The following is a 22,573-nucleotide window of genomic DNA, read 5'->3' as shown; positions in this document are numbered from 1 at the left end:
GTAGTCACAAGCTCGCGTAAACGCACCGTTGCATCACGTTGCAACCCGTTGTCCTGCGACGATCGGTCGAATTGATGCGACGGGTGGTCGCTTCCGCCGACGAGTGAATGGGCGCGGACAGATTTCCCTCGGAATTGCGGACAATGGGTGCGATGCGCGCCCCGCGTCGGATGTGTCTATTGTCAAACCATTATTCGACCACAACTCGAAGTCACGTTCACTTTCAGTTGTAGGCGACACGACGCCGGCAGTTACGGCTGTCGGCAGGCCGCGAGCATGCTCGGGGTCACTTAGATGTGGAAGGAATTCCTTTGCGTATCTCACGCATAGCGACGGGCGCGGTCGCGCTCGGAATGACGGCAGTGCTGATCACGGCATGTTCGTCCGGCGATTCGTCGGGCGGATCGTCCAGTGGCGTCGTCAACGCCTGGGCGGGCGAGCCTCAGAACCCGTTGATCCCCACGAACACGAGTGAGAACATGGGCGGCCGCGTCCTCGACTCGCTGTTCTCCGGTCTCGTTTCGTACACCGCAGACGGCGGTACGGAGAACGAGGTTGCCGAGTCCATCGAGAGCACCGACGGTCAGAACTTCACCGTCAAGCTCAAGGACGGTTGGACCTTCACGGACGGCACCCCCGTCACCGCGAAGTCGTTCGTCGACGCGTGGAACTACGGCGCCCTCTCCACCAACGCTCAGCTTCAGGCATCGTTCTTCGATCCGATCAAGGGCTACGACGAAGTTGCCGCCGAGGTTCCGACGGCACAGACCATGTCGGGTCTGAAGGTTGTGGACGACTCCACCTTCACCATCGAACTCAAGCAGCCCGAGTCGGCGTTCCCCGATCGCCTCGGCTTCACGGCGTACTACCCGCTGCCCGAGGTCGCGTTCAAGGACATGACCGCCTTCGGTGAGAACCCGATCGGCAACGGCCCGTACAAGCTCGACGGAACCGGCGCGTGGCAGCACAACGTCCGCATCGACACCGTCGTGAACCCGGACTACAACGGCAACCGTAAGCCGAAGAACGCCGGCGTCGACTTCATCATGTACAACAGCCTCGACACGGCGTACACCGATCTCCTGGCCAACAACGTCGACGTTCTCGACCAGGTTCCGCCGAGCGCCGTCACGACCTTCGAGTCGGACCTGCCCGGACGCACCGTCAACCAGCCGTCGGCAACCATCGAGACGTTCACGATCCCGGGTCGCCTGCCGCACTTCAGCGGCGAAGAGGGCATGCTCCGCCGTCAGGCGATCTCGATGGCGATCAACCGCGATCAGATCACCCAGCAGATCTTCAACAAGACCAGGACGCCTGCACTCGACTTCACCAGCCCCGCAATCAAGGGCTGGAACGACTCGCTGACCGGTAACAGCAACGTGAAGTTCGATCCCGAGGCGGCCAAGGCTGCTTGGGCCAAGGCCGACGCCATCGCACCGTGGTCCGGCAGCTTCGAGATCGCCTACAACTCCGACGGCGGACACCAGGAATGGGTCGATGCCACGGCGAACAGCATCCGCAACACCCTCGGTATCGACGCAAAGGGCAAGCAGTACGCCACCTTCGCTCAGATCCGCACCGAAGCCACCGACCGCACCATCCAGAGCTCTTTCCGCTCCGGTTGGCAGGGCGACTACCCGCAGCAGTACGGCTTCCTGGCGCAGAACTACCAGACCGGCGGCAGCTCCAACGACGGTGAGTACTCCAACCCCGAGTTCGACCGCCTCCTGCGCGAATCGGCCGGCCAGACCGATCAGGCGAAGGCTCAGGAACTGCTCGATCAGGCCCAGGAAGTCCTGCTCAAGGACCTGCCCGCAGTTCCGACGTGGTACCGCAACGCTGCCAGTGGATGGTCGGAGAACGTTTCCAACGTGACCATCAGCTGGAACGGTGTTCCGGTCTACGAAGACATCGAAAAGAACTGACGCGTAGAACGATCCGCATCTGAAACGTGAGTTCGGGGCGGCAGGCGCCCTGCCTGCCGTCCCGAACTCGTGTTCACACCGGACTGTCCGCTGACGTACACGATCATCGACAAGGAGGTGATCCGATGCTCTGGTACATCGGTCGCCGAGTGCTTCAAATGATCCCGGTTTTTCTCGGGGCCACTCTTCTGATCTACGCCATGGTCTTCCTGCTTCCCGGTGATCCGATTGCCGCGTTGGCGGGCGACAAGGCGCTCAGTCCGGCTGTGGCAGCACAGCTTCGGGAGCGCTACCACCTCGATCTCCCCTTCTATCAGCAGTACCTGCTGTACCTGAAGGGCATCTTCACGCTGGACTTCGGCACATCGTTCTCCGGACGACCTGTCAGTGAAGTTCTGGCACAGGCATTTCCGATCACGATGAAACTTGCCTTCATGGCACTGATCGTCGAGACCGTCTTCGGTGTCGGCTTCGGCCTCATCGCCGGCCTGCGTAAGGGCGGATTCTTCGACAGCACCGTCCTGCTGTTCAGCCTCGTTCTCATCGCCATCCCGATCTTCGTGATCGGCTTCCTGGCTCAGTTCTTCATCGGCGTCAAATGGGGCATCGTCCCGCCGACGGTCGGTGGCAACACCAGCTTCACCAATCTCCTGCTCCCCGCCCTGGTTCTGGGTTCGGTCTCGTTCGCCTACGTACTGCGACTGACCCGAACGTCCGTGGCGGAGAACCTGAGTGCCGACTACGTGCGCACTGCCACCGCCAAGGGACTTTCCCGTGGACGAGTGGTTCGCGTGCACGTGTTGCGCAACTCGCTGATCCCCGTGGTCACGTTCCTGGGCGCCGACCTCGCAACGTTGATGGGCGGCGCCATCGTCACCGAGGGCATCTTCAACATCAACGGCGTCGGCGGCACGATCTACCAGGCCGTGACCAGAGGTGAAGCGCCGACGGTGGTTTCGTTCGTCACCATTCTCATCGTGATCTACCTGATCGCAAATCTGCTCGTCGACCTCTTGTACGCCGCGCTCGATCCGAGGATCCGCTATGTCTGAGACCGTGAAGACCGGACGCGCCGTCCGGCAAAGTCATTTCGTGGCACCGCCCGAAGTTGCGGCACCCGGGGAGACGGACGCCGTCAAACTCGATCAGGCGCCGACCAGCATGTGGACCGATGCGTGGCGCGACCTACGCAAGCGCCCCCTGTTCATCATCTCGACGATCATCATCCTCGCGGTCATCGTCATCGCAGCGTTTCCGAGCTTGTTCACGAGCACCGATCCGCGGTTCTGCGACCTGACCTACAGCATGCAGGGGCCGACCTCAGGGCACTGGTTCGGTTTCGACCGCCAGGGCTGTGACGTGTACTCGCGCACCATCTACGGTGCTCGCGCATCCGTACTCGTGGGCGTCGGTGTCACTGCGTCGGTGCTGGTGATCGGCGTGATCTTCGGTGCGCTGTCCGGTTTCTACGGCGGATGGACCGATTCGATCCTCTCCCGTGTCGCCGACATCTTCTTCGGCATCCCGCTGATCCTGGCTGCCATCGTCCTGATGCAGCTGTTCACCGATCGCACCATCTGGACCGTCGTCGGCGTCCTGGCACTGTTCGGTTGGCCGCAGATGGCACGAATTGCTCGAGGCGCGGTGATCTCGGCGAAGAACAACGACTACGTCATGGCTTCGGAAGCGTTGGGTGTCTCGAAGCTCAAGACACTGATCCGCCACGTCATCCCGAACTCGTTGGCGCCCATCATCGTGGTGGCCACCATCTCGCTCGGCACGTACATCGTCGCCGAGGCGACGCTGTCCTTCCTCGGTATCGGACTTCCGTCCACCGAGGTTTCGTGGGGCGGCGACATCAGCAACGCTCAGGTGACGCTGCGTCAGGGATCGACCATTCTGTTCTACCCGGCAACGGCTTTGGCGATCACCGTCCTCGGATTCATCATGATGGGTGACGCTCTGCGCGACGCCCTCGATCCCAAGTCGCGGAAGCGGTGAGCACGATGACCACCAAGGAAACTCTCACCTCGGAGGAAACTCCGTTGCTCGAGATTCGTGATCTCGAGGTGTCGTTCCAGTCCAATTCCGGTCCGGTCCCGGCAGTTCGAGGCGTCAGCCTGACCGTGTATCCGGGTCAGACGGTCGCCATCGTGGGCGAATCGGGTTCCGGTAAATCCACCACCGCGCACTCGATCATCAATCTGCTTCCCGGCACCGGCAAGGTGACGGCAGGCGAGATCATCTTCGACGGCAAGGACATCTCGAAACTTTCGGAGAAGGACTTCGTCCACATCCGGGGCAGCCAGATCGGTTTGGTTCCGCAGGACCCGATGTCGAATCTGAATCCCGTGTGGAAAGTGGGCTTCCAGATCGAGGAAGCTCTGGCCGCCAACGGAATTGCCAAGGGCAAGGCAGCCAAGGTTCGGGCCGCCGAACTGCTCGAGGAGGCCGGCCTCGCCGAAGCCGAGAGCCGGTTGGGCCAGTACCCGCACGAGTTCTCGGGCGGTATGCGTCAGCGCGCACTGATCGCGATCGGGTTGTCCGCTCGTCCGAAACTCCTGATCGCGGACGAGCCGACGTCGGCGCTCGACGTCACCGTCCAGCGTCAGATCCTCGACCACCTCGACGGTCTGACTACGGAACTCGGCACCGCCGTTCTGCTCATCACCCACGATCTGGGGTTGGCCGCCGAGCGTGCCGAGCATCTGATCGTGATGAGCAAGGGTCGTATCGTCGAATCCGGTCCGGCACTGGAGATTCTGAAGCGCCCGCAGCATCCGTACACGCAGAAGCTGGTCGCTGCTGCGCCGTCGTTGGCGTCGAAGCGGCTCAGCTCGTCGGTGGCACGCGCCGAGATTCGCGAACAGGCGGAAGAGGTCGCCGAAGCGGTGAAGGCCGAGGAAAGTACGGCAGAGTCCTTCGGCAAGGCGACCGACGACGTTCTTGTCGTCGATCATCTGACCAAGGTGTTCAAGCTGCGCAAGGGTTTCCGCAAGACCACCGACTTCACAGCCGTGAACGACGTGTCCTTCAAGGTCCGCCGCGGAACCACAACGGCGATCGTCGGGGAATCAGGTTCCGGTAAGTCGACGGTCGCGCAGATGGTCCTCGGTCTGCTCGAGCCCACCGCAGGCAACGTGGTCTTCGACGGTCAGGACGTGGCGAAACTCGGTGCGAAGGAAACCTTTGCATTCCGTCGCCGAGTGCAGCCGATCTTCCAGAACCCCTACGGCACGCTCGACCCGATGTACTCGATCTACCGCACGATCGAGGAGCCGCTGCGTACCCACAAGGTCGGGACCAAAGCCGAGCGTGAGGCTCGCGTCCGCGAACTTCTCGACAAGGTGGGTCTACCGCAGTCGGTCATGCGTCGGTTCCCGAACGAACTCTCCGGTGGACAGCGTCAGCGCGTCGCGATCGCGCGAGCACTGGCCTTGCAACCGGAGGTCGTGATCTGCGACGAGGCGGTCTCCGCTCTCGACGTGCTCGTGCAGGATCAGATCTTGACCCTGCTGAACGACCTGCAGGCAGAGTTCGGGTTGACGTATCTCTTCATCACGCACGACCTGGCCGTGGTTCGTCAGATCGCGGACAACGTGTTGGTGATGTCGCGTGGCTCGATCGTCGAATCGGCACCGATCGACGACGTGTTCGGCAATCCGCAGCAGGACTACACACGCAAGTTGCTCGACGCGATTCCCGGTGGGTCCATCAAGCTGGGAAGCTGACGCAACAGGTAGGTAGGCAAGTCCGCAGAGGGGCTGCAAGGGTACCGTCGTTGATCGTGACGGACCCCTTGCAGCCCCTCGTCGATCTTCCAGGCGTACGCGCCGCCGCCGACCATGCGCGCGACGCTCTGGGTGAGGTTCATCGGCACAAGACCAACCGTCGCGGTTGGCCCACGACTGCCGCCGAAGCCGCGGTTCGCGCTGCGCGAGCCTCCGCATCGCTCGCCGGAGGCACCACCGAATTGCCGGCCGAGGGCATGGCCGGTGACCCGATTCTCGCGGGTGCTCTGCGCGTGGCTCAGGCTCTCGACGGCGACAGTCTTCCGCTCATGGAGTCGACGTGGAAGCGCGCCCCACTTCAGGCTTTGGCCCGGCTGCACCTGTTGGCCGCGGCGGATCTCGTCGAGGACGCAGATCAACTGGGGCGGCCACGGTCGGATCGCGGAGTGGGGGAGCGGTTGGACGCTCTCGCCCAACTCGTTACAGGCGGAACCAGTGCACCGGCACCTGTTCTGGCGGCCGTCGTACACGGAGAACTCTTGGCGCTGAGCCCGTTCGGCACCGCTGACGGCATCGTCGCCCGCGCGGCCTCGCGTCTGGTTGCGGTCTCGTCGGGGCTGGATCCGCACAATCTCGGGGTCCCCGAGGTCAGTTGGCTTCGGCGGCCACAGGCGTACACGGACGGCGCGGCAGGATTCGCTTCGGGAAATCCGGCGGGCGTCGGCAGTTGGGTGATTCTGTGCTGTGGTGCGCTCGAAGCCGGTGCGCGAGAGGCGACTTCGATTGCCGACGCCGCTACCGGATAGTCCGGCAAATTGCCCCTGCCGGAACATAACGAACGGGCGGCGCTGCCGATAACTCGACTTCGCCGCCCGTCAGCACGGACTACTCGTTACCAAGCGTGCTCGGTGGGTTGTGTGGGTGGCCTCGGCGAGGGATCGCACTTTCTGAGGTCGTCCCCGCAACCTGTGCGGGGTCCTCGCTCAAATTGAACGAATCTCGCAGGCCCACAACGCTTCTGCCCTTATAGTGGCTTGTGCTCCGCGTGGGTGCCCTAGTGCCCGTGCTAGGAATTTCGGTTGGGGAAACGGTCCTTCTCTTCCGAGCCGTTCCTGGCCTTCCGTTCTTCCGTAACTCCTTTGTACCCTGTGTCCGGGCTCACAGCAAGTACCAATTTTTGTTTGTGGGCCTTGGATTTCAGCGTTTCCGGCGCAGTAGCCCGAAGGTCATGGCGCCGGCCACCAGAGCTGCGATTCCCACCGCAGCGGTAGTAGCCACCGTGGTCGTGGACTGGGCCGACAATCGGGCACGAAGTGAGACCGGATTCGAGAAAGTCAGTATGGGCCAACCGTTTACGGCCGCTTCCTTGCGCAACGCTCGATCGGGGTTGACTGCGGTCGGATGTCCGACAGCCTCGAGCATGGGTAAATCCGTCACCGAGTCGGAGTAGGCGTAACTGGCGGCGAGGTCGTAACCGTACTCCGCGGCGAGTTTTTCCATGGCTTCGACCTTGCCGGGGCCGTAGCAGTAGAAGTCCACCTCGCCGGTGTAGTGGCCGTCTTCCTCCCTCATCGACGTCGCGACGGAATGGGTGGCGCCGAGGGCGCGGGCGATCGGTGCGACGATCTCTTCACCCGAAGCAGACACGACGATGACGTCGTGTCCACGCAGCTTGTGATCTGCGATCAGATCGGCCGCCTCGGCGAAGACGAGTGGATCGACGATGTCGTGCAGAGTCTCCGCGACGACGGCCTTCACCTGTTCCACGTCCCAGCCCGCACACATCGCCGTCAGATGCTCGCGCATGCGCTCCATCTGATCGTGATCGGCGCCGGACAGTAAAAACAAGAATTGCGCATAGCTGCTCTTGAGAACCGAGCGTCGATTGATCAGACCCTGTGCGAAGAATGGCTTGCTGAACGCCAGGGTGCTCGACTTCGCGATGATCGTTTTGTCCAAATCGAAGAAAGCGGCTGTCCGCCCGGTATTCAGTCCGTTCGCAGGCTTGTCGGTCACAGGATTGAGGATAGTCCGACAGGCGGTTCGTGTGCTCTTCGGCAAGCGTCCTCTTTCGGCGAAAAACAGCAGTTCAGTGCAGCTCAGGCTTGCATTTCTCGCCGATGGCGGGTGTAAGATCGTTGCTGTTCGATTCGTTCGAACTAGTTCAGCCCGACCCCCCGGGGCTGAACTCAGACGGCCCCCGCCTCCTCCCCCCATTGGCGGGGGCCGTCCTCTGTCTCAGGCCTGTTTCTCCCCAACCTCCCAGTTGTCCACAGGGTTGTTCGGCCCACTGTTTTCGGTGCCGGTGCTCGTTCAGGCTCTGCAGTCATGAACACGACGATCAGCTCTCAGGAAACCGGGGCTCCCATTCTGGTTCTCGTCGACGACGCGAAAATCCTCGCGAGCGTGCGACGCGTCGCTGCCGCGGTGGACCGCCGGCTGGACGAGGCCGAACATCCCGTGTCCCGGCAACAGTGGAACCGGGCCTCGGCGGTGGTACTGGACGCGTCGGCGGCGCGAGATGCTCTGGCTCGTTCCCCCAAGCGAACGCGAGTGTTCCTCGTATGCGACGGCACACCGACCGTCGACGATTGGAAGAGCGCCACCGCGATCGGAGCCGACAGCGTTCTGTCCTTGCCCGAGGAAGAGAACGCGCTGGTCGCAGTTCTGGCCGATCACGTAGACGTCAGTGGTGACGGCACCGTCGTGAGCGTGGTGGGTGGTTGTGGCGGCGGCGGAGCCTCGGCAACTGCTGCGGCTGTCGCGTTGACGTCGGCGGCACGTCACGTCCCGACGCTGTTGGTGGACGTCGACGCACTCGGTTCCGGCGCCGACGTGCTGTTGGGTATCGAGACTGCTCCCGGATTACGTTGGGGTGCACTGACCGTCGAGGGCGGGCGGTTGTCCCCGGAGGCGCTGCGCGATGCACTGCCGGCGAAGGGAAAGTTTCTGAGGGTTCTGGCGAGCAGTCGCCGGGAGATCGACGGTCCGACAGTGACCGCCGTTCGCGCCGTGCTTGACGCAGGTCGCAGTTCCGGCGGGCTCGTGGTCTGCGACGTGCCACGTCATCCCAGCGAGGTAGGTCAGGCCGTGTTGGAGATGTCGGATTCGGTGCTCGTGGTGGTTCCGGCCACCGTGGCCGCATGCGTCGCGGCCGAGAAGGTCGGAGCCTGGGTGGTGCGACACAACTCCAACGTCGGGCTCGTCGTGCGTGGGCCGGCACCGGGAGGCCTACGCGGCGCCGATGTGGCAGACATGCTCGGCCTGCCCCTGACGGCCGTGATGCGCGGCCACCGATCGCTGGCGCCGATGCTCGAGCGTGGTGGCCTCGAATTGACCCGCGGTTGTCCGTTGAGTGTGGCGGCAACAGCGGTACTCGACGCCGTCGAATCCGGCGCACGCCCGCGCAGGGCTGCGGCATGAGTGCGTTGGTCACGGCCGAACTGCTCGACCGAGTTCGCGAGCGATTGACGGCGTCGTCGGTCGGCGAGCCGACGGCGGCCACCGTTGCCGATGCCGTGCGAGCTGAGTCCTCGGGCGTTCTGGCGGACACGGATCTGTTGGAGGTCGTCAGGGTGCTCCAGACGGAACTGACAGGCGCGGGGCCGCTCGAACCTCTGCTGCACGAACCCGGGGTCGCCGACGTACTGGTGACCGCGCCGGATCAGGTCTGGGTGGACCGCGGGGTCGGCCTCGAAAGGTCGGGGGTCCGGTTCACCGACGAGGCAGCCGTGCGTCGACTGGCGCAGCGGTTGGCACTGTCGGCAGGTCGACGCCTCGACGACGCCCAACCGTGGGTCGACGGCCGCCTGCGGGGCGTCGGCGACGGGCACTTCGGGGTACGACTTCATGCCGTACTCGCACCCGTGGCCCAGGGTGGAACCTGCGTGTCACTGCGAGTGTTGCGGCCCGCAACACAGGGTCTCGACGCGCTGTCCGCCCACGGCGCCGTGGAACCGGACGCGCGGGAGCTCCTCAATCGCATCATTTCTTGTCGCTTGGCTTTTCTGGTGATCGGCGGGACCGGTGCGGGAAAGACCACGTTGTTGTCCGCCATGCTCGGCGCGGTCGACCCGCGCGAGCGAATCGTCTGTGTCGAGGACGCGGCCGAACTGGCGCCGCCGCATCCACACGTCGTCCGCCTCGTCGCCAGAGCTCCCAACGTCGAGGGCGTCGGAGAGGTGACGGTGCGCGATCTGGTTCGGCAGGCACTACGAATGCGTCCCGATCGCATCGTCGTCGGTGAGGTCCGCGGCGCAGAGGTGACTGATCTGCTCACGGCGATGAACACCGGCCACGACGGCGGCGCCGGCACCGTTCACGCCAATTCGCCCGAAGAGGTGCCGGCCAGACTCGAGGCGTTGGCGGCGCTCGGCGGGATGGATCGCCACGCGTTGCACAGTCAACTTGCCGCGGCAGTTCAAGTGATCCTGCACGTGCACAGATTGGCTGACGGATCGAGGCGTCTCGAACAGATCGGTGTCATCGACCGCGGTGCGGACGGGTATGTACGAATCATGCAGGCGTGGCCGGACGGCGGTTCGGGTCGTGAGCGGCTCGAGCGGATGTTCCGGCTTCGCAATCGAGAGGTCGGGACGTGACGGTTTCCCTCTTGGCCTTCGCGTTGGCGGTCTCGATTGCGCCGGTGCGGGATTCACGTGCTCGGCTCGCCACGTACACCCCGAGCGTCCGCAAGTCCTCCCGGCAGATTCCGTGGCAGTTCGTCGCCGCATTTCTCGCGATTTCGGCCGCGTGGATCCTCGGAGGTCTTCCGGCAGGGTGTGCGGCTGTCGTCCTCGCCGGGACCCTGATCCTCCGTGGCCGACGCGCGAATGCAGCCGAAACCCGGGATCTCTCACAGAAGATGCTGCTCTCCGGTCTGGAGGTGCTGATCGCCGAGCTGAGCGTCGGCGCGCATCCTGCAGCGGCCAGTTCTGTTGCAGGCGAGGAATGTACCGGAGAAGTGAGTGCCGTATTCCGTTCCGCTGGGGCCAGGGCGCGTCTCGGTGGTTCTGCCGCAGCGGCCTTCGCGGTACCGGATTCGTGCATCGAGCGTGAGTTCTCCCGCATCGGATCCGTCTGGCGGGTCGCCGACCAACACGGGCTGGCGCTGGCGGAACTACTCGGCGCCGTCCGGACGGATATGTTGGGACGTAGACGCTTTCGTCAGCGTACCGAGGCCGGGTTGGCGGGCGCTCGGGCGACCGCTGCGGTGTTGGCCTTTCTCCCGCTGTTGGGGATCGGTCTCGGGCAATTGATGGGTGCTTCGCCGCTGCGCGTGCTGTTCGGAGGTGGGCTCGGCGGCGTGCTCCTGGTGATCGGAACCGCTTGTGTCTCAGCTGGTCTGCTCTGGACCGACCGGATAACTGCGAAGGTCACGTCGTGAGTTGGGCATCCGTGGCGATGATGGCGTTGGCGCTCGCGATCATTCCCGATCGGCGCGGTGCTTCGGCCAGGGCGGCAGAAATTCTCTTCGCGGACACAACAACAGAAAATTCGGTTCCAGTCCCAGACAAGCCGGATCCACTCGCAGTTGCCGCAAGTCTCGACCTTCTCGGGGCCTGCCTACGAGCGGGGCTTCCCGTCTCCGCCGCGATCACAGCGATGGCGTCGACGGCACCGAAACCGATGGCCGACTCGCTTCGTCGCGTCGCCGACCTTCTGGCGCTCGGTGCCGATCCCGACGCCGCGTGGAGCGAGGCCGCTCTCGATCCCGATACCGAGGCGCTCGCCAGAATGGCTCGGCGTTCCGCCCGTTCGGGTTCGTCGCTGTCCTCGTCCATGGCCGAACTCGCCGAGCGCAGTCGAGGTGACGCCGAGGATCTTGCTGCCGCCGCAGCCGAACGCGCGGGAGTGCTGATCAGCGGTCCACTCGGGCTGTGTTTCCTGCCGGCGTTCATCGCCTTGGGCATCGTCCCGGTGGTGATCGGGCTTGCCACGACTGTGCTCGGTAACGGCCTGCTGTGAGCCGGATCCGAGTGAAAGCTCCTGCGGCAGAAGTGCTGCCACAGGTTTCGATTGAAGGGGGAGAAATGATTTCGAAGACGTTGAGGACGGTGTCGGCCAGATTTGCGCTGTTGGTAACGGAGGACGACGGTATGTCCACCGCGGAGTATGCGATCGGCACGATTGCGGCTGCCGCATTCGGTGCCGTCCTGTACACGGTTGTCACTGGCGACTCCATTGTCTCGGCGCTGACAGGCATCATCGACAAGGCTCTCAAGACAGCTGTGTGATGTTGTCCACGAGAGGTATTCGGCAAGCCGACGACGGCGCCGTGACGGTGGAGGCCGCGATTGCTCTGGCTTCGATCGTCACGGTGGTCGTGCTGTGTATCGGCGGAGTCCTGGCGGTGTCGATGCAGGTTCGGTGTGTCGACGCCGCTCGTGAGGCCGCGCGGTTGGTGGCACGTGGTGATCGTGAGTCTGCGGTCACCACGGCCCGCCGGATCGCACCCGAAGATGCGTCGATCTCGGTGGAGATCGTGGACGGTTTTGCCGTTGCCGTTGTCAGCGCCGAGAGTGCGTTGCTGCCGTTGGTCGACATTTCTTCCGAGGCGGTGGCAGCTGTGGAGTCGGGAGTGGAGGAGGGGTGAACCTACGTGACGACGAAGGTGTTGCCACGGTTCTGGCGTGCTGCGTTCTGGCGGCGATCGTGATGGTGACCGGTGGGATGCTGCATGTCGGTTCCGCAGTGGTGGCTCGGCACACGGCTCAGTCGGCCGCTGATCTTTCGGCTCTCGGCGGTGCGGGCGCCTTGGACGGCGGCGACGAGTCGGCGTGTGAGATGTCCGCGGTGATCGCGGAGCGGATGCGTACGGTGCTCGAGGAGTGCGAGGTGCAGGGGTGGGATGTATTGGTCGAGATACGCGCACCGGTGTTGTTGTCGGGCTTCGGGATCGGGGATGCGCAGGCTTACGCGCGTGCGGGTCCGGTCAGCTGATGGTGTCGATGACGGCGGTCAGAACCTTGACCGCGCCGTCTTTGTCGAGTGGGTCGTTTCCGTTGCCGCACTTGGGTGAATAGACGCAGGACGGGCAACCGTGAGCGCACTCGCAGGACAGTATGGCGTCGCGCGTCGCGGTGAGCCATCGGGACAGTTCGCTGTGCCCTCGGTCGGCGAACCCGGCGCCGCCGGCATGACCGTCGTAGACGAAGACGGTCGGGAGTCCGGTGTCCGCGTGCATCGCGGTGGACACTCCGCCGATGTCTCCGCGGTCGCAGATCGCCACCAGTGGCAGCAGGCCGATTGCGGCATGTTCGGCGGCATGCAGTGATCCGGGGAACCGTTCGGGCGGGACCCCGATGGATTCGAGGAGTTCCGGCGTGACCGTGTACATCACTGCCCTGGTGGGCAAAGTGTGTGCGGGCATGTCGAGTTCGATCGAGTCGAGGACTTCACCCGAAGTCAACCGTCGTAGGTATCCGACGACTTGATGTGTCACCTCGACCTGGACGAGAGCGACGGCGATGTCGCCGTAGTTCTTGTGCTCGAGTTGTTCGGTGATCGTGATTTCGGTGGTCTCGCGGGCCGAGGTGGTCCAGTCCGGATTCTCGGTGTGTACCAATGCGAGTCCGACGTCGAGGTCCAGTTCGTCGACGACGTAGGTCTCGCCTTGATGGATGTGCACGGCGCCGGGATGAACTGTGGCCGGAGCGCGGCCCGCGTCGACAGTGCCCAGCATCCGGCCGGATTCCCCGTCGACAATGGCCACCTGAGTTCCGATGCCGCCGCGAATGTCCAAAGAGCCGTGGGGGTTCGAATCGGCGGTGACGAACCATCCGTGCTTTCGGCGCCGGATCTTGCCTTCCTCGGACAGTCTCGTCAGAACCTCGAGAGCCCCGAACGCGTCCACCTCGGCATCGGAAAGTGGGAGTTCCATTGCAGCGCAGAGAAGTTGTGGTCCCAGGACGTACGGATTTCCGGGATCTGTCACCGTCGCCTCGACGGGTTTGTCGAGTACCGCTGACGGATGGTGAACGAGGTAGGTGTCGAGTGGATCGTCGCGGGCGATCAACACGACGAGTGAACCCTCACCGCGTCGCCCGGAGCGACCCGCTTGCTGCCAGAACGAGGCGACGGTGCCCGGGAAGCCTGCCACGACAACGGCGTCGAGGCCTGCGATGTCGACGCCGAGCTCCAGTGCGTTGGTGGTGGCTGCGCCCAGCAGTGTGCCGTCGGCGAGTGCAGCTTCCAGTTCGCGTCGGTCCTCGGCCAGATATCCGGCGCGATACGACGCGACTCGCTCGGCGAGGTCCGGGTCCACCTCGGCGAGTAGACGTTTGGTGGCCATCGCGGTCAGTTCGGCGCCGCGGCGGGAGCGGACGAAGGTGAGAGTGCGGGCGCCTTCGATCATGAGGTCGGCCATGATCCGCGCGGCTTCCGCGCCCGCGGGACGTCGTACCGGGCTACCGTTTTCGCCGGTCAATGCCTCGAGTAGCGGCGGCTCCCACAGCGCGACGGTGCGTGGGCCGTGCGGCGATCCGTCTTTCGTGACCTCGGTGCAGTGTGCGCCTATCAGCCGCGATGCCGCTGCGCCGGGATCTGCTGTGGTCGCACTCGCCAGGATGAAGGTAGGTTCGGCGCCGTAACGGGCTGCAATTCTGCGTAGTCGCCGGATCACGAGCGCGACGTTGGATCCGAAGACTCCCCTGTAGGAGTGGCATTCGTCGATGATCACGTATTTCAGGTTGCGGAAGAAGTGCGCCCATCGCTGATGGGTACGAAGCAGCGAAATGTGGATCATGTCGGGGTTGGTGAAGAGCCAGCGTGAGTTCTCACGTGCCCAAGTGCGGAGTTCCTGCGAGGTGTCGCCGTCGTACGCACTGGCGTTCGTGCTGCGAAGTTCGACGTCGAAGTCGGTGAGGGACAGCACTGCTCGCAGTTGATCGGAGCCCAGCGCTTTGGTGGGGGAGAGGTACAGGGCTGTTGCGAGCGGATCGGTCGCCATGGCCGTCAGCACCGGGAGTTGGTACGCCAGTGACTTACCCGACGCCGTACCGGTGGCCACGACCACGTGTTTTCCGGCGTAAGCGAGGTCGGCGGCCTCACTCTGGTGGATCCACGGGGACCGCACGCTGTGCTCGGCGAGCGCACGTACGACGCTGGGGTGCACCCACTCCGGCCATTCGGTGAACTCGGCTACGCGAGCAGGTAACTGCGCGGTGAACATCAGTGGTTTTTCGCTTCCACTGACCCCGGCGACGACCCGATCGAGCAGCATCTGCCCGTAGGTCTCGCCAGGCTTCCCTCCCGGGGCGGGAGTCGGGGAAGGTGCGTTCACGTGACTCTCCGGGCTCGGCGTTGGGGTGTGGCGGCAATCGGAAACTGTCGCTACCTGCAGTTTTGATGATACGCAACGGTCGGCGGTCTTGGTGGAACCGGGTGCTCGGCGCGCGCGCGGGAAACCACGATCGTGGGCTGTTTTTCTCGTAGCGAACTTTTAACGTTTTTAGTTCCCTTTTCGACTGTTGTGCACGCGGAGAACATGGTTGACTGACAATCGGTCGCAGCTTCTGTGTTCGTAGGCTTGAGAAAGTGCACGCTCGCAGGATCGTTGTTGCGGGCGCGGTGCTCTGCCTTTCCTGAGGGGGAAATAAAGACGTACAGCGGTCGGAACCGGCCCGGTGGACTGTAAGGGCTGTTCACCGAATCCGGTGTTAGAAAGAGAAGGAAAAGCATGGCACAGGGCACTGTGAAGTGGTTCAACGCTGAAAAGGGCTTCGGCTTCATCGCTCCCGAAGACGGTTCCGCAGACGTCTTCGTTCACTACTCCGAAATTCAGGGCAACGGCTTCCGTACCCTCGAGGAGAACCAGCGTGTGGAGTTCGAGGTCGGCCAGGGCACCAAGGGTCCCCAGGCTACCGGCGTTCGCGCGGTCTGATTTTTCCGCTCACTTGCTGAGCGAATAGTTCGGACAGTATTTGTCCCCCATCGCATCCGTGCGGTGGGGGACAAATCTTTTCGGGCTGAGTTAGTACTTTCCCTGTCCGAGGTGAATGCACGCAGCTGTTCGGCCACGGCCGGTCGTCTATGCCGTCGATACCTTCGTGGCTTACGTTTCACTCTGTGAGCCAACTGTCCTTTTTCTCTGCCGAGTCGATTCCACCTGCCGTGACGGACCTTGCCGGAATGCTGGCCGGACCGGGGCAGGTCGTGACCTCGGAGGATCGCGCGCGGATCTCGATCGTCGTGGATCGGGACTGGAGAGCACAGGCCGTTGCCGAGTTGATCGCGCAGTGCGGACTCGGGGCCGAGGTGACGCGTAGCGAAGAAGGCAGCCCACTCGTCCGAACTCAGTCGACGCCCGCACTCCTTCCGCTGTCCGTGCAATGGACCAAGGGAGCAGTGAAGGCGGTGCCGGTCGGGTGGGTTCCTAATTCTCGCCAACTCCGAGTGTGGGCCGTCGCCGCCGGCCGCCTCGAAGAAGGCGGTGAACGATTCGTGTTCGGCCTCGACCCCCATGCGAAGGAGACACACGCACCGCTGGCTCAGGCCTTGATGAGGGTTGGTATCGCGCCGACTCAACTGGGTAACCGGACACCGGGTCCGGGGCTCCGTGTGTCGGGAAAGAAGAGACTGACAAAGCTCGTCGAATACCTCGGTGAGGCGCCGAAACACGTCGACACCTCGGTCGCCTGGCCGCACGTCTGACAGTGCTCATGCCGCGTGTCCGACGGAGCCCATACTGTACTGATCTGCACGAATGTCTTGCGGGTATGTCACTCTGTAAAGAGAGACACGGGGTATAACTTGCTCCACACGTCTAGTTCTGAAGATCTGCCGACGGCAGTGAACGTCCAAAGGAAGGCTCGGGCAGCAGGTGGCTAAAGCGGACAACGGCAGCGGTCAGGGAGCGTCCGGTAACCCTCGTCGCCTCGTGATCGTCGAGTCACCGACCAAGGCGCGCAAAATCGCTCCCTACCTCGGTAAGGACTACGTCGTCGAGGCATCGGTCGGTCACATTCGCGACCTCCCGCGCGGCGCAGCGGACGTTCCGGCCAAGTACAAGGGCGAGTCGTGGGCCCGTCTCGGCGTCAACGTCGATCACGACTTCGAGCCGCTCTATGTCGTGAGCCCGGAAAAGAAGGGCAAGGTCGCCGAACTCAAGTCTCTGTTGAAGGACGCCGACGAGCTCTTCCTCGCAACTGACCCCGACCGCGAGGGCGAGGCAATCGCCTGGCATCTCCTCGAGACCCTCAAGCCCAAGATTCCGGTTCGTCGAATGGTCTTCCACGAGATCACCGAGCCGGCAATCCGTGCTGCCGCCGAAGACACCCGCGAACTCGACACCGACCTCGTCGATGCTCAGGAAACCCGCCGCATCCTCGACCGTCTCTACGGTTACGAGGTCAGCCCGGTTCTCTGGAAGAAGGTCATGCCGAAGCTCTCGGCCGGCCGCGTCCAGTCGGTGGCCACTCGCGTCATCGTCCAGCGTGAACGCGAGCGGATGGCGTTCAAGTCGGCGTCGTACTGGGATATTTCCGCGACGCTCGACGCCGGTGCAGAGGCCAGCCCGCGTAGTTTCGGTGCGCGCCTGGTCTCCGTCGACGGTTCGCGTGTCGCCTCCGGTCGCGATTTCGGAGCTGACGGAAAGCTCAAGGGCAGCGCGGTCACCGTGCTCGACGAGGCGTACGCGCGTCGTCTCGCGGAAGCGTTGCAGGGCGTCGACCTCACGGTTTCCTCCGCCGAGGACAAGCCGTACACGCGCAAGCCTTACCCGCCGTTCATGACGTCGACGCTCCAGCAGGAAGCCGGACGCAAACTTCGTTTCACGTCCGAGCGTGCAATGCGCATCGCACAGCGTCTGTACGAAAACGGCTACATCACCTACATGCGTACCGACTCGACGACTCTCTCGGAGTCGGCGATCGCTGCCGCTCGTGCGCAGGCCACCGAGTTGTACGGTCCGGAATACGTGCATCCGACGCCGCGTCAGTACACCCGCAAGGTCAAGAACGCGCAGGAAGCCCACGAGGCGATCCGCCCCGCCGGCGACGTGTTCCAGACCCCGGGTCAGCTGCACTCCAAGCTCGATTCCGACGAGTTCAAGCTGTACGAACTGATCTGGCAGCGGACCGTCGCTTCGCAGATGGCCGACGCCCGCGGTACGACGTTGACGCTTCGCATCTCCGGCACGGCAGGCACCGGCGAGGACTGCACGTTCTCCGCTTCGGGTCGCACCATCGTGTTCGCCGGCTTCCTCAAGGCTTACGTCGAAAGTGTCGACGAAGAAGCCGGCGGTCAGTCCGACGACGCCGAATCCAGGCTTCCGGTACTGGTCAAGGGCCAGGAAGTCACGGCCACCAAGCTCGATCCGGACGGGCACAGCACCAACCCGCCCGCTCGCTACACAGAAGCCAGCCTGATCAAGACGCTCGAAGAACTCGGCATCGGCCGTCCTTCGACCTACTCGTCGATCATCAAGACCATCCTCGATCGCGGATACGTCTACAAACGTGGCAGCGCGCTGGTTCCGTCCTGGGTGGCGTTTGCCGTCATCGGACTGCTCGAGGTGCACTTCGGCCGGCTGGTCGACTTCGACTTCACGGCAGGAATGGAAGACGATCTCGACGCGATCGCCGGCGGCCGTGAGCAGCGCGGCAACTGGCTGAGCAGCTTCTACTTCGGCGGCGAGACAGGCGCCGAAGGTTCGGTCGCCCGCGAGGGCGGGCTGAAGAAGATGGTCGGAGTCAACCTGGAGGAGATCGACGCTCGCGAGGTCAACTCCATTCGTCTCTTCGACGACGCCGAGGGCCGCGAGGTTCATGTGCGCGTCGGCCGGTTCGGGCCGTATCTCGAGCGCATGGTTCAGAATCCGGACGATCCCGAAGGCGATCTGATCTCGCAGCGGGCAAATCTTCCCGATGACCTGCCACCGGACGAGCTCACTCCCGAGTACGCCGAGAAGTTGTTCTCGACACCTCAAGAGGGCCGCAAGCTGGGCGTCGACCCACTGACGGGCCACGAGATCGTCGCGAAGGAAGGCCGCTTCGGTCCCTACGTGACCGAGATCCTGCCCGAACCGCCGGCCGAGCCGGAACCGGACATCGTTCCCGTCACCGCTCCCGAGCCGGAAGAAATCAGTTCGGGCAGCACCAAGACTGCGGTGAAGAAGGCCGCTGCCAAGAAGGCGCCTGCGAAGAAGGCTGCCAAGAAGGTCGCGGGCCCGAAGCCTCGGACCGGATCGCTGCTCAAGTCCATGGATTTGGCGACGATCACCTTGGAAGATGCGCTGCGTCTGCTGTCGCTTCCGCGCGTCGTGGGTGTCGACCCCGAATCGAAGGAAGAGATCACCGCGCAGAACGGCCGTTACGGTCCGTACCTGAAGAAGGGCACGGACTCACGCTCGCTCGCCAACGAAGAGCAGATGTTCACCGTCACGCTCGACGAGGCGCTCAAGATCTACGCCGAGCCGAAGCGTCGTGGGCGTCAGGCGTCTGCAACGCCTCCGTTGCGTGAGTTGGGCGTCGATCCGGTCAGCGAGAAGCCGATGGTGATCAAGGACGGCCGTTTCGGTCCGTACGTCACCGACGGCGAGACCAACGCCAGCCTTCGCAAGGACGACGACGTCGAATCCATTTCCGATGCTCGTGCATCGGAGTTGCTGGCTGATCGTCGTGCGCGCGGCCCGGTCAAGAAGAAGGCAGCGGCCAAGAAGGCTCCGGCAAAGAAGGCCGCTGCCAAGAAAACAGCCGCAAAGAAGGCCCCGGCAAAGAAGGCCGCCGCCAAGAAGGCTCCGGCGAAGAAGGACTCGTAAGGCTTCGTCGGTGCCGACGGTTAGGGTTTTTGCATGAGTACTGAAGTGGCCGAACGAGGTGTGTTCGGTCGGCTGGTGGGTCAGCACGACGTCGAGCAGAGCCTGCGTGATGCTGCACTGTCGGCTCGTGGCGATTCCAGCGGCTCGGAGATGACCCACGCGTGGCTCTTCACCGGGCCACCCGGCTCAGGTCGTTCGGTGGCTGCTCTCTGCTTCGCCGCTGCCCTGCAGTGCACCTCCGACGGTGCACCAGGGTGCGGTGAGTGTCATGCGTGTACGACGACGATGGGTGGAACCCACGGTGACGTACGACGGATCATCCCCGACGGCCTGAGCATCAGCGTCAAAGGCATGCGCGAGATAGTCAACATCGCTTCGCGTCGACCGACGACGGGGCGGTGGCAGGTGATCGTGGTCGAGGATGCCGATCGTTTGACCGAAGGCGCAGCCAACGCCCTCCTGAAGGTTGTCGAGGAGCCGCCGGACCGCACGGTCATCCTGCTCTGCGCGCCGACGACCGATCCGGAAGACATGTCTGTCACCCTCCGATCGCGGTGTAGGCACATGCCGTTGGTGACGCCGTCCGTCGAATCGATCGCCCAGGTACTGATCGACCGCGACGGGCTGGATCCGGAACGGGCGAGAATCGCCGCATCGATCAGCGGCGGACATGTCGGCCGGGCTCGGCGTCTCGCCACCGACGAGAGCGCGCGCGACGAGCGTCAGCGTTCGCTTCGACTAGCCGCCGACGCGATCGGGGCTTCGACGGCGTACAAGGCCGCAGAGAACTTGGTGAAGTCGATCGAGGCTGACACCAAGGCGTTCTACGCCGAACTCAAGGAACAGGAGCTCGAGGAGCTCAAGGTTTCCTTGGGTGGTGGTGGAACCGGCAAGGGAACAGCCGGGACTCTGCGCGGATCGGCTGGTCTGATCAAGGACCTCGAAGCGCGTCAGAAATCGCGCGACACCCGGGCCCGCCGCGATCTTCTCGACCGGACGCTGATCGACCTGGCCGGCATGTACCGGGACGCGCTTTCCTATTCGCTGGGGTCGACGTCGACGGCGACCCATCCCGACATGGCTCGGCAGGCCGCCGAGTTGGCTGCACGAACGTCCCCGGAGGGGTTGCTCAAATGCATCGAAGCGGTGCTCGAATGCCGCGAGGCCGTCGACTTCAACGTCAAGTTGCAGTGGGCGCTCGATGCGATGGTTGCCTCCATCGGAGCCGCTTTCCGACCCCCGTTTTCGCGATCCGGGGGTTGACCAGATAGACTCGCCACCGCCGAAAGGCACGCTGCCTTAGCTCAGTCGGTAGAGCATTTCACTCGTAATGAAAAGGTCGAGAGTTCGATTCTCTCAGGCAGCTCAGCCAAGAGCCCCACACCCGGAAATCCGGATGTGGGGCTCTTGTCGTTAGTTCCCAATTCTTGCGTATGTGCGGTTTATCCTGAGTTCGGCGAACACGTGCCTGAACAGGGGAGACCTCGATGTCGGATCAGAACTGGGGACCAGGTCAACCATCGCAGAATCAGCCGCCGTACGGGCAGATGCCGCCGATGCCGCCGCAGGGTTATCAGCCGCCGACGCCCGCCTATCCGTACGCAAGCTGGATCTCGCGGGTGTTCGCGTCAATCCTCGACGGCTTTGTCGTTCCGCTCCCGGGCGTCATCCTCGCGATCATCGGGGCGGTGATCGCGTTCTCCGGATCCGAAGTGACCACATACGACGACGGCAGCGTGAGCGCTGAAGGCGGCAATCCGGTCGGCGTGATCGTCATGGTCGTCGGCATACTGGCGATCTTCTTGATCGAGGTATGGAACCTCGTCTTCAGACAAGGGAACACCGGACAGACGCTCGGCAAGAAGTGGCTGGGAATTTCGGTGATTCGGGAGTCCGACGGTGTACCGCTCGGCCCGGTGATGGCGCTGCTTCGTTGGATCATGATGGCGATCCTGGGTGGGGCATGCTTCCTCAACTATCTCTGGCCGCTCTGGGACTCGAAGCACCAGTGCTGGCACGACATGGTGGTCCGGTCGGTAGTCGTTCGCGCCCGCTAGTCGCTGCCGGGGTCTCTTACAGTGGGTGCCATGGAGTTGGAAGCGGTCACAAGTCGACGACGCTCGCTGGCCGCACCCGTCGGTGTTGCTGCAGTGGCCGTGACGGCCGCCGCGGTACTCCACTTCCGTGATCCCCACAGCGCGGGTAGTTACGGCGTTTGTCCGATGTACGCGTTGACGGGATTGTGGTGCCCGGCGTGTGGTGGCCTTCGTGCGGTCAATGACCTGACTAATCTGGATATTGGCGCCGCAGTGTCCAGCAATGCCTTGATCGTGCCGTTTATCGCGGTGTTGGTGATCGCGTGGATCGGTTGGACAGTGCGCCGTTGGAAAGGCACGCGGGATCGCATGATCGTGCTTCGGCCGACTGTGACGATCGTGGTGCTCGGAGTTCTCGTTGCATTTACGGTTGTTCGAAACACCCCGTGGGGGAGCTGGCTCGCGCCGGCGTGACGGTAAGAGGTCGACATGGCACTGCAGGTTTTTTCGCTCATCGTTCTGCTCGGCGCGCTGATCATCTTGATTCCGACGGCACGACGTGTCTTCGGCAAGAAGGACGACGAGTAGGCCTCGACAACTGGGCCCGCGCGGCACATGCTGGCGGTATGGCTGATTCGTTGAAAGCCCGCGTCAAGGAAAAGTTGCTGAGGCAACTCGCCGAGGACGGTCGGCACCCGATTCAGGAAGCTGAGGGTGACGATCCGCGGTTGGTGTCGATCAACGACGATCTCGAAGCGTTGGAGCATGCCGAGGAAGGCGATCCGATCGTCGAAGAACTGGCCGAGAGGTACTGGGTTCCGTGAAGTTAACCGACCGCAGTCCTCTGACCTGGCGATTTGGTGTTGTGTTGATCTTCGCGTAACTTTGTCCAGGTCAGAGCGACACGGACACCGACTCCCACCTGCGAGGGTGAGTGACACGAGGTTGTACGAAGTGCCTGGCGAACACAATCCAGTTTTTCTTCACGGGGTTCCGGTTTGCGCCGGTGGCCAGGTTGGGATAGGCTGGAAAAGTTGCCCCGGAGCGGCGGCCATAGGGTCGTGGTGATGGTGTGTGCGTGTTCTTTGAGAACTCAACAGTGTGTCGATGAATGTCAGT

Annotated in this window: 21 protein-coding genes and 1 tRNA gene; 20 read left to right on the top strand and 2 right to left on the bottom strand. The window is 63.4% G+C overall.

Annotated features, from left to right (window positions below; translation table 11 throughout):
- Positions 1–311 precede the first annotated feature (311 nt).
- The 5 genes from M1L53_RS13770 to M1L53_RS13750 all read left to right on the top strand — a co-directional run bounded on the left by M1L53_RS13770 (position 312) and on the right by M1L53_RS13750 (position 6,465).
- Positions 312–1,928: an ABC transporter substrate-binding protein gene (locus M1L53_RS13770; protein ID WP_007732431.1), complete on the top strand. Its 1,617-nt coding sequence runs from the start codon at positions 312–314 to the stop codon at positions 1,926–1,928.
- Between the two features lie 125 nt (positions 1,929–2,053).
- A complete protein-coding gene (locus M1L53_RS13765) occupies positions 2,054–2,980 on the top strand; it encodes an ABC transporter permease (protein ID WP_007732434.1) in 927 nt (308 codons plus the stop codon).
- Positions 2,973–3,929: an ABC transporter permease gene (locus M1L53_RS13760; protein WP_019746638.1), complete on the top strand. Its 957-nt coding sequence runs from the start codon at positions 2,973–2,975 to the stop codon at positions 3,927–3,929. Before M1L53_RS13765 ends, M1L53_RS13760 begins: the two co-directional genes overlap by 8 nt.
- 5 nt (positions 3,930–3,934) lie before the next feature.
- On the top strand, positions 3,935–5,659 hold the full coding sequence (locus M1L53_RS13755) for an ABC transporter ATP-binding protein (protein ID WP_099696931.1): 1,725 nt from the start codon (positions 3,935–3,937) through the stop codon (positions 5,657–5,659).
- Positions 5,660–5,715: 56 nt separating this feature from the next.
- Positions 5,716–6,465 (top strand): hypothetical protein, encoded by a 750-nt coding sequence (locus M1L53_RS13750; RefSeq protein ID WP_020905979.1) that lies wholly within the window; start codon positions 5,716–5,718, stop codon positions 6,463–6,465.
- A gap of 391 nt (positions 6,466–6,856) precedes the next feature.
- Here the strand turns inward: M1L53_RS13750 and M1L53_RS13745 are convergent, their stop codons facing one another.
- Positions 6,857–7,675, bottom strand: a complete 819-nt coding sequence (locus M1L53_RS13745; RefSeq protein ID WP_003946123.1) for an HAD-IB family hydrolase — start codon at positions 7,673–7,675, stop codon at positions 6,857–6,859.
- A 312-nt stretch (positions 7,676–7,987) separates the two neighbouring features.
- On the opposite strand from M1L53_RS13745, the gene ssd reads away from it, so the two are divergent.
- The 7 genes from ssd to M1L53_RS13710 all read left to right on the top strand — a co-directional run bounded on the left by ssd (position 7,988) and on the right by M1L53_RS13710 (position 12,601).
- A complete protein-coding gene (ssd, locus tag M1L53_RS13740; RefSeq protein ID WP_042446709.1) occupies positions 7,988–9,082 on the top strand; it encodes a septum site-determining protein Ssd in 1,095 nt (364 codons plus the stop codon).
- On the top strand, positions 9,079–10,260 hold the full coding sequence (locus M1L53_RS13735; RefSeq protein ID WP_042446712.1) for a TadA family conjugal transfer-associated ATPase: 1,182 nt from the start codon (positions 9,079–9,081) through the stop codon (positions 10,258–10,260). Before ssd ends, M1L53_RS13735 begins: the two co-directional genes overlap by 4 nt.
- Positions 10,257–11,045, top strand: coding sequence for a type II secretion system F family protein (locus M1L53_RS13730; protein WP_042446714.1), 789 nt, complete (start codon positions 10,257–10,259; stop codon positions 11,043–11,045). The genes M1L53_RS13735 and M1L53_RS13730 overlap by 4 nt, the downstream gene beginning before the upstream one ends.
- Entirely contained in the window at positions 11,042–11,626 is a 585-nt protein-coding gene (locus M1L53_RS13725; protein ID WP_054186587.1) for a type II secretion system F family protein, read from the top strand. The genes M1L53_RS13730 and M1L53_RS13725 overlap by 4 nt, the downstream gene beginning before the upstream one ends.
- A 65-nt stretch (positions 11,627–11,691) precedes the next feature.
- The gene (locus tag M1L53_RS13720) at positions 11,692–11,895 is read left to right on the top strand and encodes a DUF4244 domain-containing protein (RefSeq protein ID WP_042446719.1); all 204 of its coding nucleotides are present in this window, start codon (positions 11,692–11,694) and stop codon (positions 11,893–11,895) included.
- The gene (locus M1L53_RS13715) at positions 11,895–12,254 is read left to right on the top strand and encodes a TadE family type IV pilus minor pilin (protein ID WP_042446722.1); all 360 of its coding nucleotides are present in this window, start codon (positions 11,895–11,897) and stop codon (positions 12,252–12,254) included. Before M1L53_RS13720 ends, M1L53_RS13715 begins: the two co-directional genes overlap by 1 nt.
- Entirely contained in the window at positions 12,251–12,601 is a 351-nt protein-coding gene (locus tag M1L53_RS13710; RefSeq protein ID WP_007732450.1) for an Rv3654c family TadE-like protein, read from the top strand. Before M1L53_RS13715 ends, M1L53_RS13710 begins: the two co-directional genes overlap by 4 nt.
- On the opposite strand, the gene M1L53_RS13705 is transcribed toward M1L53_RS13710, so the two are convergent.
- Positions 12,594–14,882, bottom strand: a complete 2,289-nt coding sequence (locus M1L53_RS13705; RefSeq protein ID WP_054186588.1) for a DEAD/DEAH box helicase — start codon at positions 14,880–14,882, stop codon at positions 12,594–12,596. The genes M1L53_RS13710 and M1L53_RS13705 overlap by 8 nt on opposite strands.
- Positions 14,883–15,338: 456 nt before the next feature.
- Between M1L53_RS13705 and M1L53_RS13700 the strand changes: the two genes are divergently transcribed.
- The 8 genes from M1L53_RS13700 (at position 15,339) to M1L53_RS13665 (ending at position 22,278) form a co-directional block, all read left to right on the top strand.
- On the top strand, positions 15,339–15,542 hold the full coding sequence (locus M1L53_RS13700) for a cold-shock protein (RefSeq protein ID WP_003946117.1): 204 nt from the start codon (positions 15,339–15,341) through the stop codon (positions 15,540–15,542).
- Between the two features lie 185 nt (positions 15,543–15,727).
- Positions 15,728–16,312: a hypothetical protein gene (locus tag M1L53_RS13695; RefSeq protein ID WP_003946106.1), complete on the top strand. Its 585-nt coding sequence runs from the start codon at positions 15,728–15,730 to the stop codon at positions 16,310–16,312.
- Positions 16,313–16,481: 169 nt separating this feature from the next.
- Entirely contained in the window at positions 16,482–19,418 is a 2,937-nt protein-coding gene (gene topA, locus M1L53_RS13690) for a type I DNA topoisomerase (protein WP_003946104.1), read from the top strand.
- Between the two features lie 33 nt (positions 19,419–19,451).
- On the top strand, positions 19,452–20,681 hold the full coding sequence (locus M1L53_RS13685; RefSeq protein ID WP_019746652.1) for a DNA polymerase III subunit delta': 1,230 nt from the start codon (positions 19,452–19,454) through the stop codon (positions 20,679–20,681).
- A gap of 30 nt (positions 20,682–20,711) precedes the next feature.
- A tRNA-Thr gene (locus M1L53_RS13680) sits at positions 20,712–20,784 on the top strand.
- Between the two features lie 121 nt (positions 20,785–20,905).
- Complete coding sequence (locus tag M1L53_RS13675) at positions 20,906–21,475, top strand: RDD family protein (protein WP_047270004.1); 570 nt, start codon at positions 20,906–20,908, stop codon at positions 21,473–21,475.
- Between the two features lie 30 nt (positions 21,476–21,505).
- Positions 21,506–21,928 (top strand): DUF2752 domain-containing protein, encoded by a 423-nt coding sequence (locus M1L53_RS13670; protein WP_007732476.1) that lies wholly within the window; start codon positions 21,506–21,508, stop codon positions 21,926–21,928.
- 152 nt (positions 21,929–22,080) lie between these two features.
- A complete protein-coding gene (locus M1L53_RS13665) occupies positions 22,081–22,278 on the top strand; it encodes a hypothetical protein (protein ID WP_054186589.1) in 198 nt (65 codons plus the stop codon).
- Positions 22,279–22,573 lie beyond the last annotated feature (295 nt).

This window comes from Rhodococcus sp. T9N (assembly GCF_024436645.1).
In the GTDB taxonomy this organism is placed as follows: Bacteria; Actinomycetota; Actinomycetes; order Mycobacteriales; family Mycobacteriaceae; genus Rhodococcus_F; species Rhodococcus_F qingshengii.
This window is presented reverse-complemented; position numbering and strand designations above follow the sequence as displayed.

Bases quoted from the DNA above. Each gene is read 5' to 3' on its own strand.
- M1L53_RS13705 (WP_054186588.1), bottom strand. From the start codon at position 14,882: ATGCTGCTCGATCGGGTCGTCGCCGGGGTCAGTGGAAGCGAAAAACCA.
- M1L53_RS13665 (WP_054186589.1), top strand. From the start codon at position 22,081: ATGGCTGATTCGTTGAAAGCCCGCGTCAAGGAAAAGTTGCTGAGGCAA.
- M1L53_RS13765 (WP_007732434.1), top strand. From the start codon at position 2,054: ATGCTCTGGTACATCGGTCGCCGAGTGCTTCAAATGATCCCGGTTTTT.
- M1L53_RS13700 (WP_003946117.1), top strand. From the start codon at position 15,339: ATGGCACAGGGCACTGTGAAGTGGTTCAACGCTGAAAAGGGCTTCGGC.
- M1L53_RS13760 (WP_019746638.1), top strand. From the start codon at position 2,973: ATGTCTGAGACCGTGAAGACCGGACGCGCCGTCCGGCAAAGTCATTTC.
- M1L53_RS13715 (WP_042446722.1), top strand. From the start codon at position 11,895: ATGTTGTCCACGAGAGGTATTCGGCAAGCCGACGACGGCGCCGTGACG.
- M1L53_RS13670 (WP_007732476.1), top strand. From the start codon at position 21,506: ATGGAGTTGGAAGCGGTCACAAGTCGACGACGCTCGCTGGCCGCACCC.
- M1L53_RS13675 (WP_047270004.1), top strand. From the start codon at position 20,906: ATGTCGGATCAGAACTGGGGACCAGGTCAACCATCGCAGAATCAGCCG.
- ssd (WP_042446709.1), top strand. From the start codon at position 7,988: ATGAACACGACGATCAGCTCTCAGGAAACCGGGGCTCCCATTCTGGTT.
- M1L53_RS13685 (WP_019746652.1), top strand. From the start codon at position 19,452: ATGAGTACTGAAGTGGCCGAACGAGGTGTGTTCGGTCGGCTGGTGGGT.
- M1L53_RS13735 (WP_042446712.1), top strand. From the start codon at position 9,079: ATGAGTGCGTTGGTCACGGCCGAACTGCTCGACCGAGTTCGCGAGCGA.
- M1L53_RS13720 (WP_042446719.1), top strand. From the start codon at position 11,692: ATGATTTCGAAGACGTTGAGGACGGTGTCGGCCAGATTTGCGCTGTTG.
- M1L53_RS13755 (WP_099696931.1), top strand. From the start codon at position 3,935: ATGACCACCAAGGAAACTCTCACCTCGGAGGAAACTCCGTTGCTCGAG.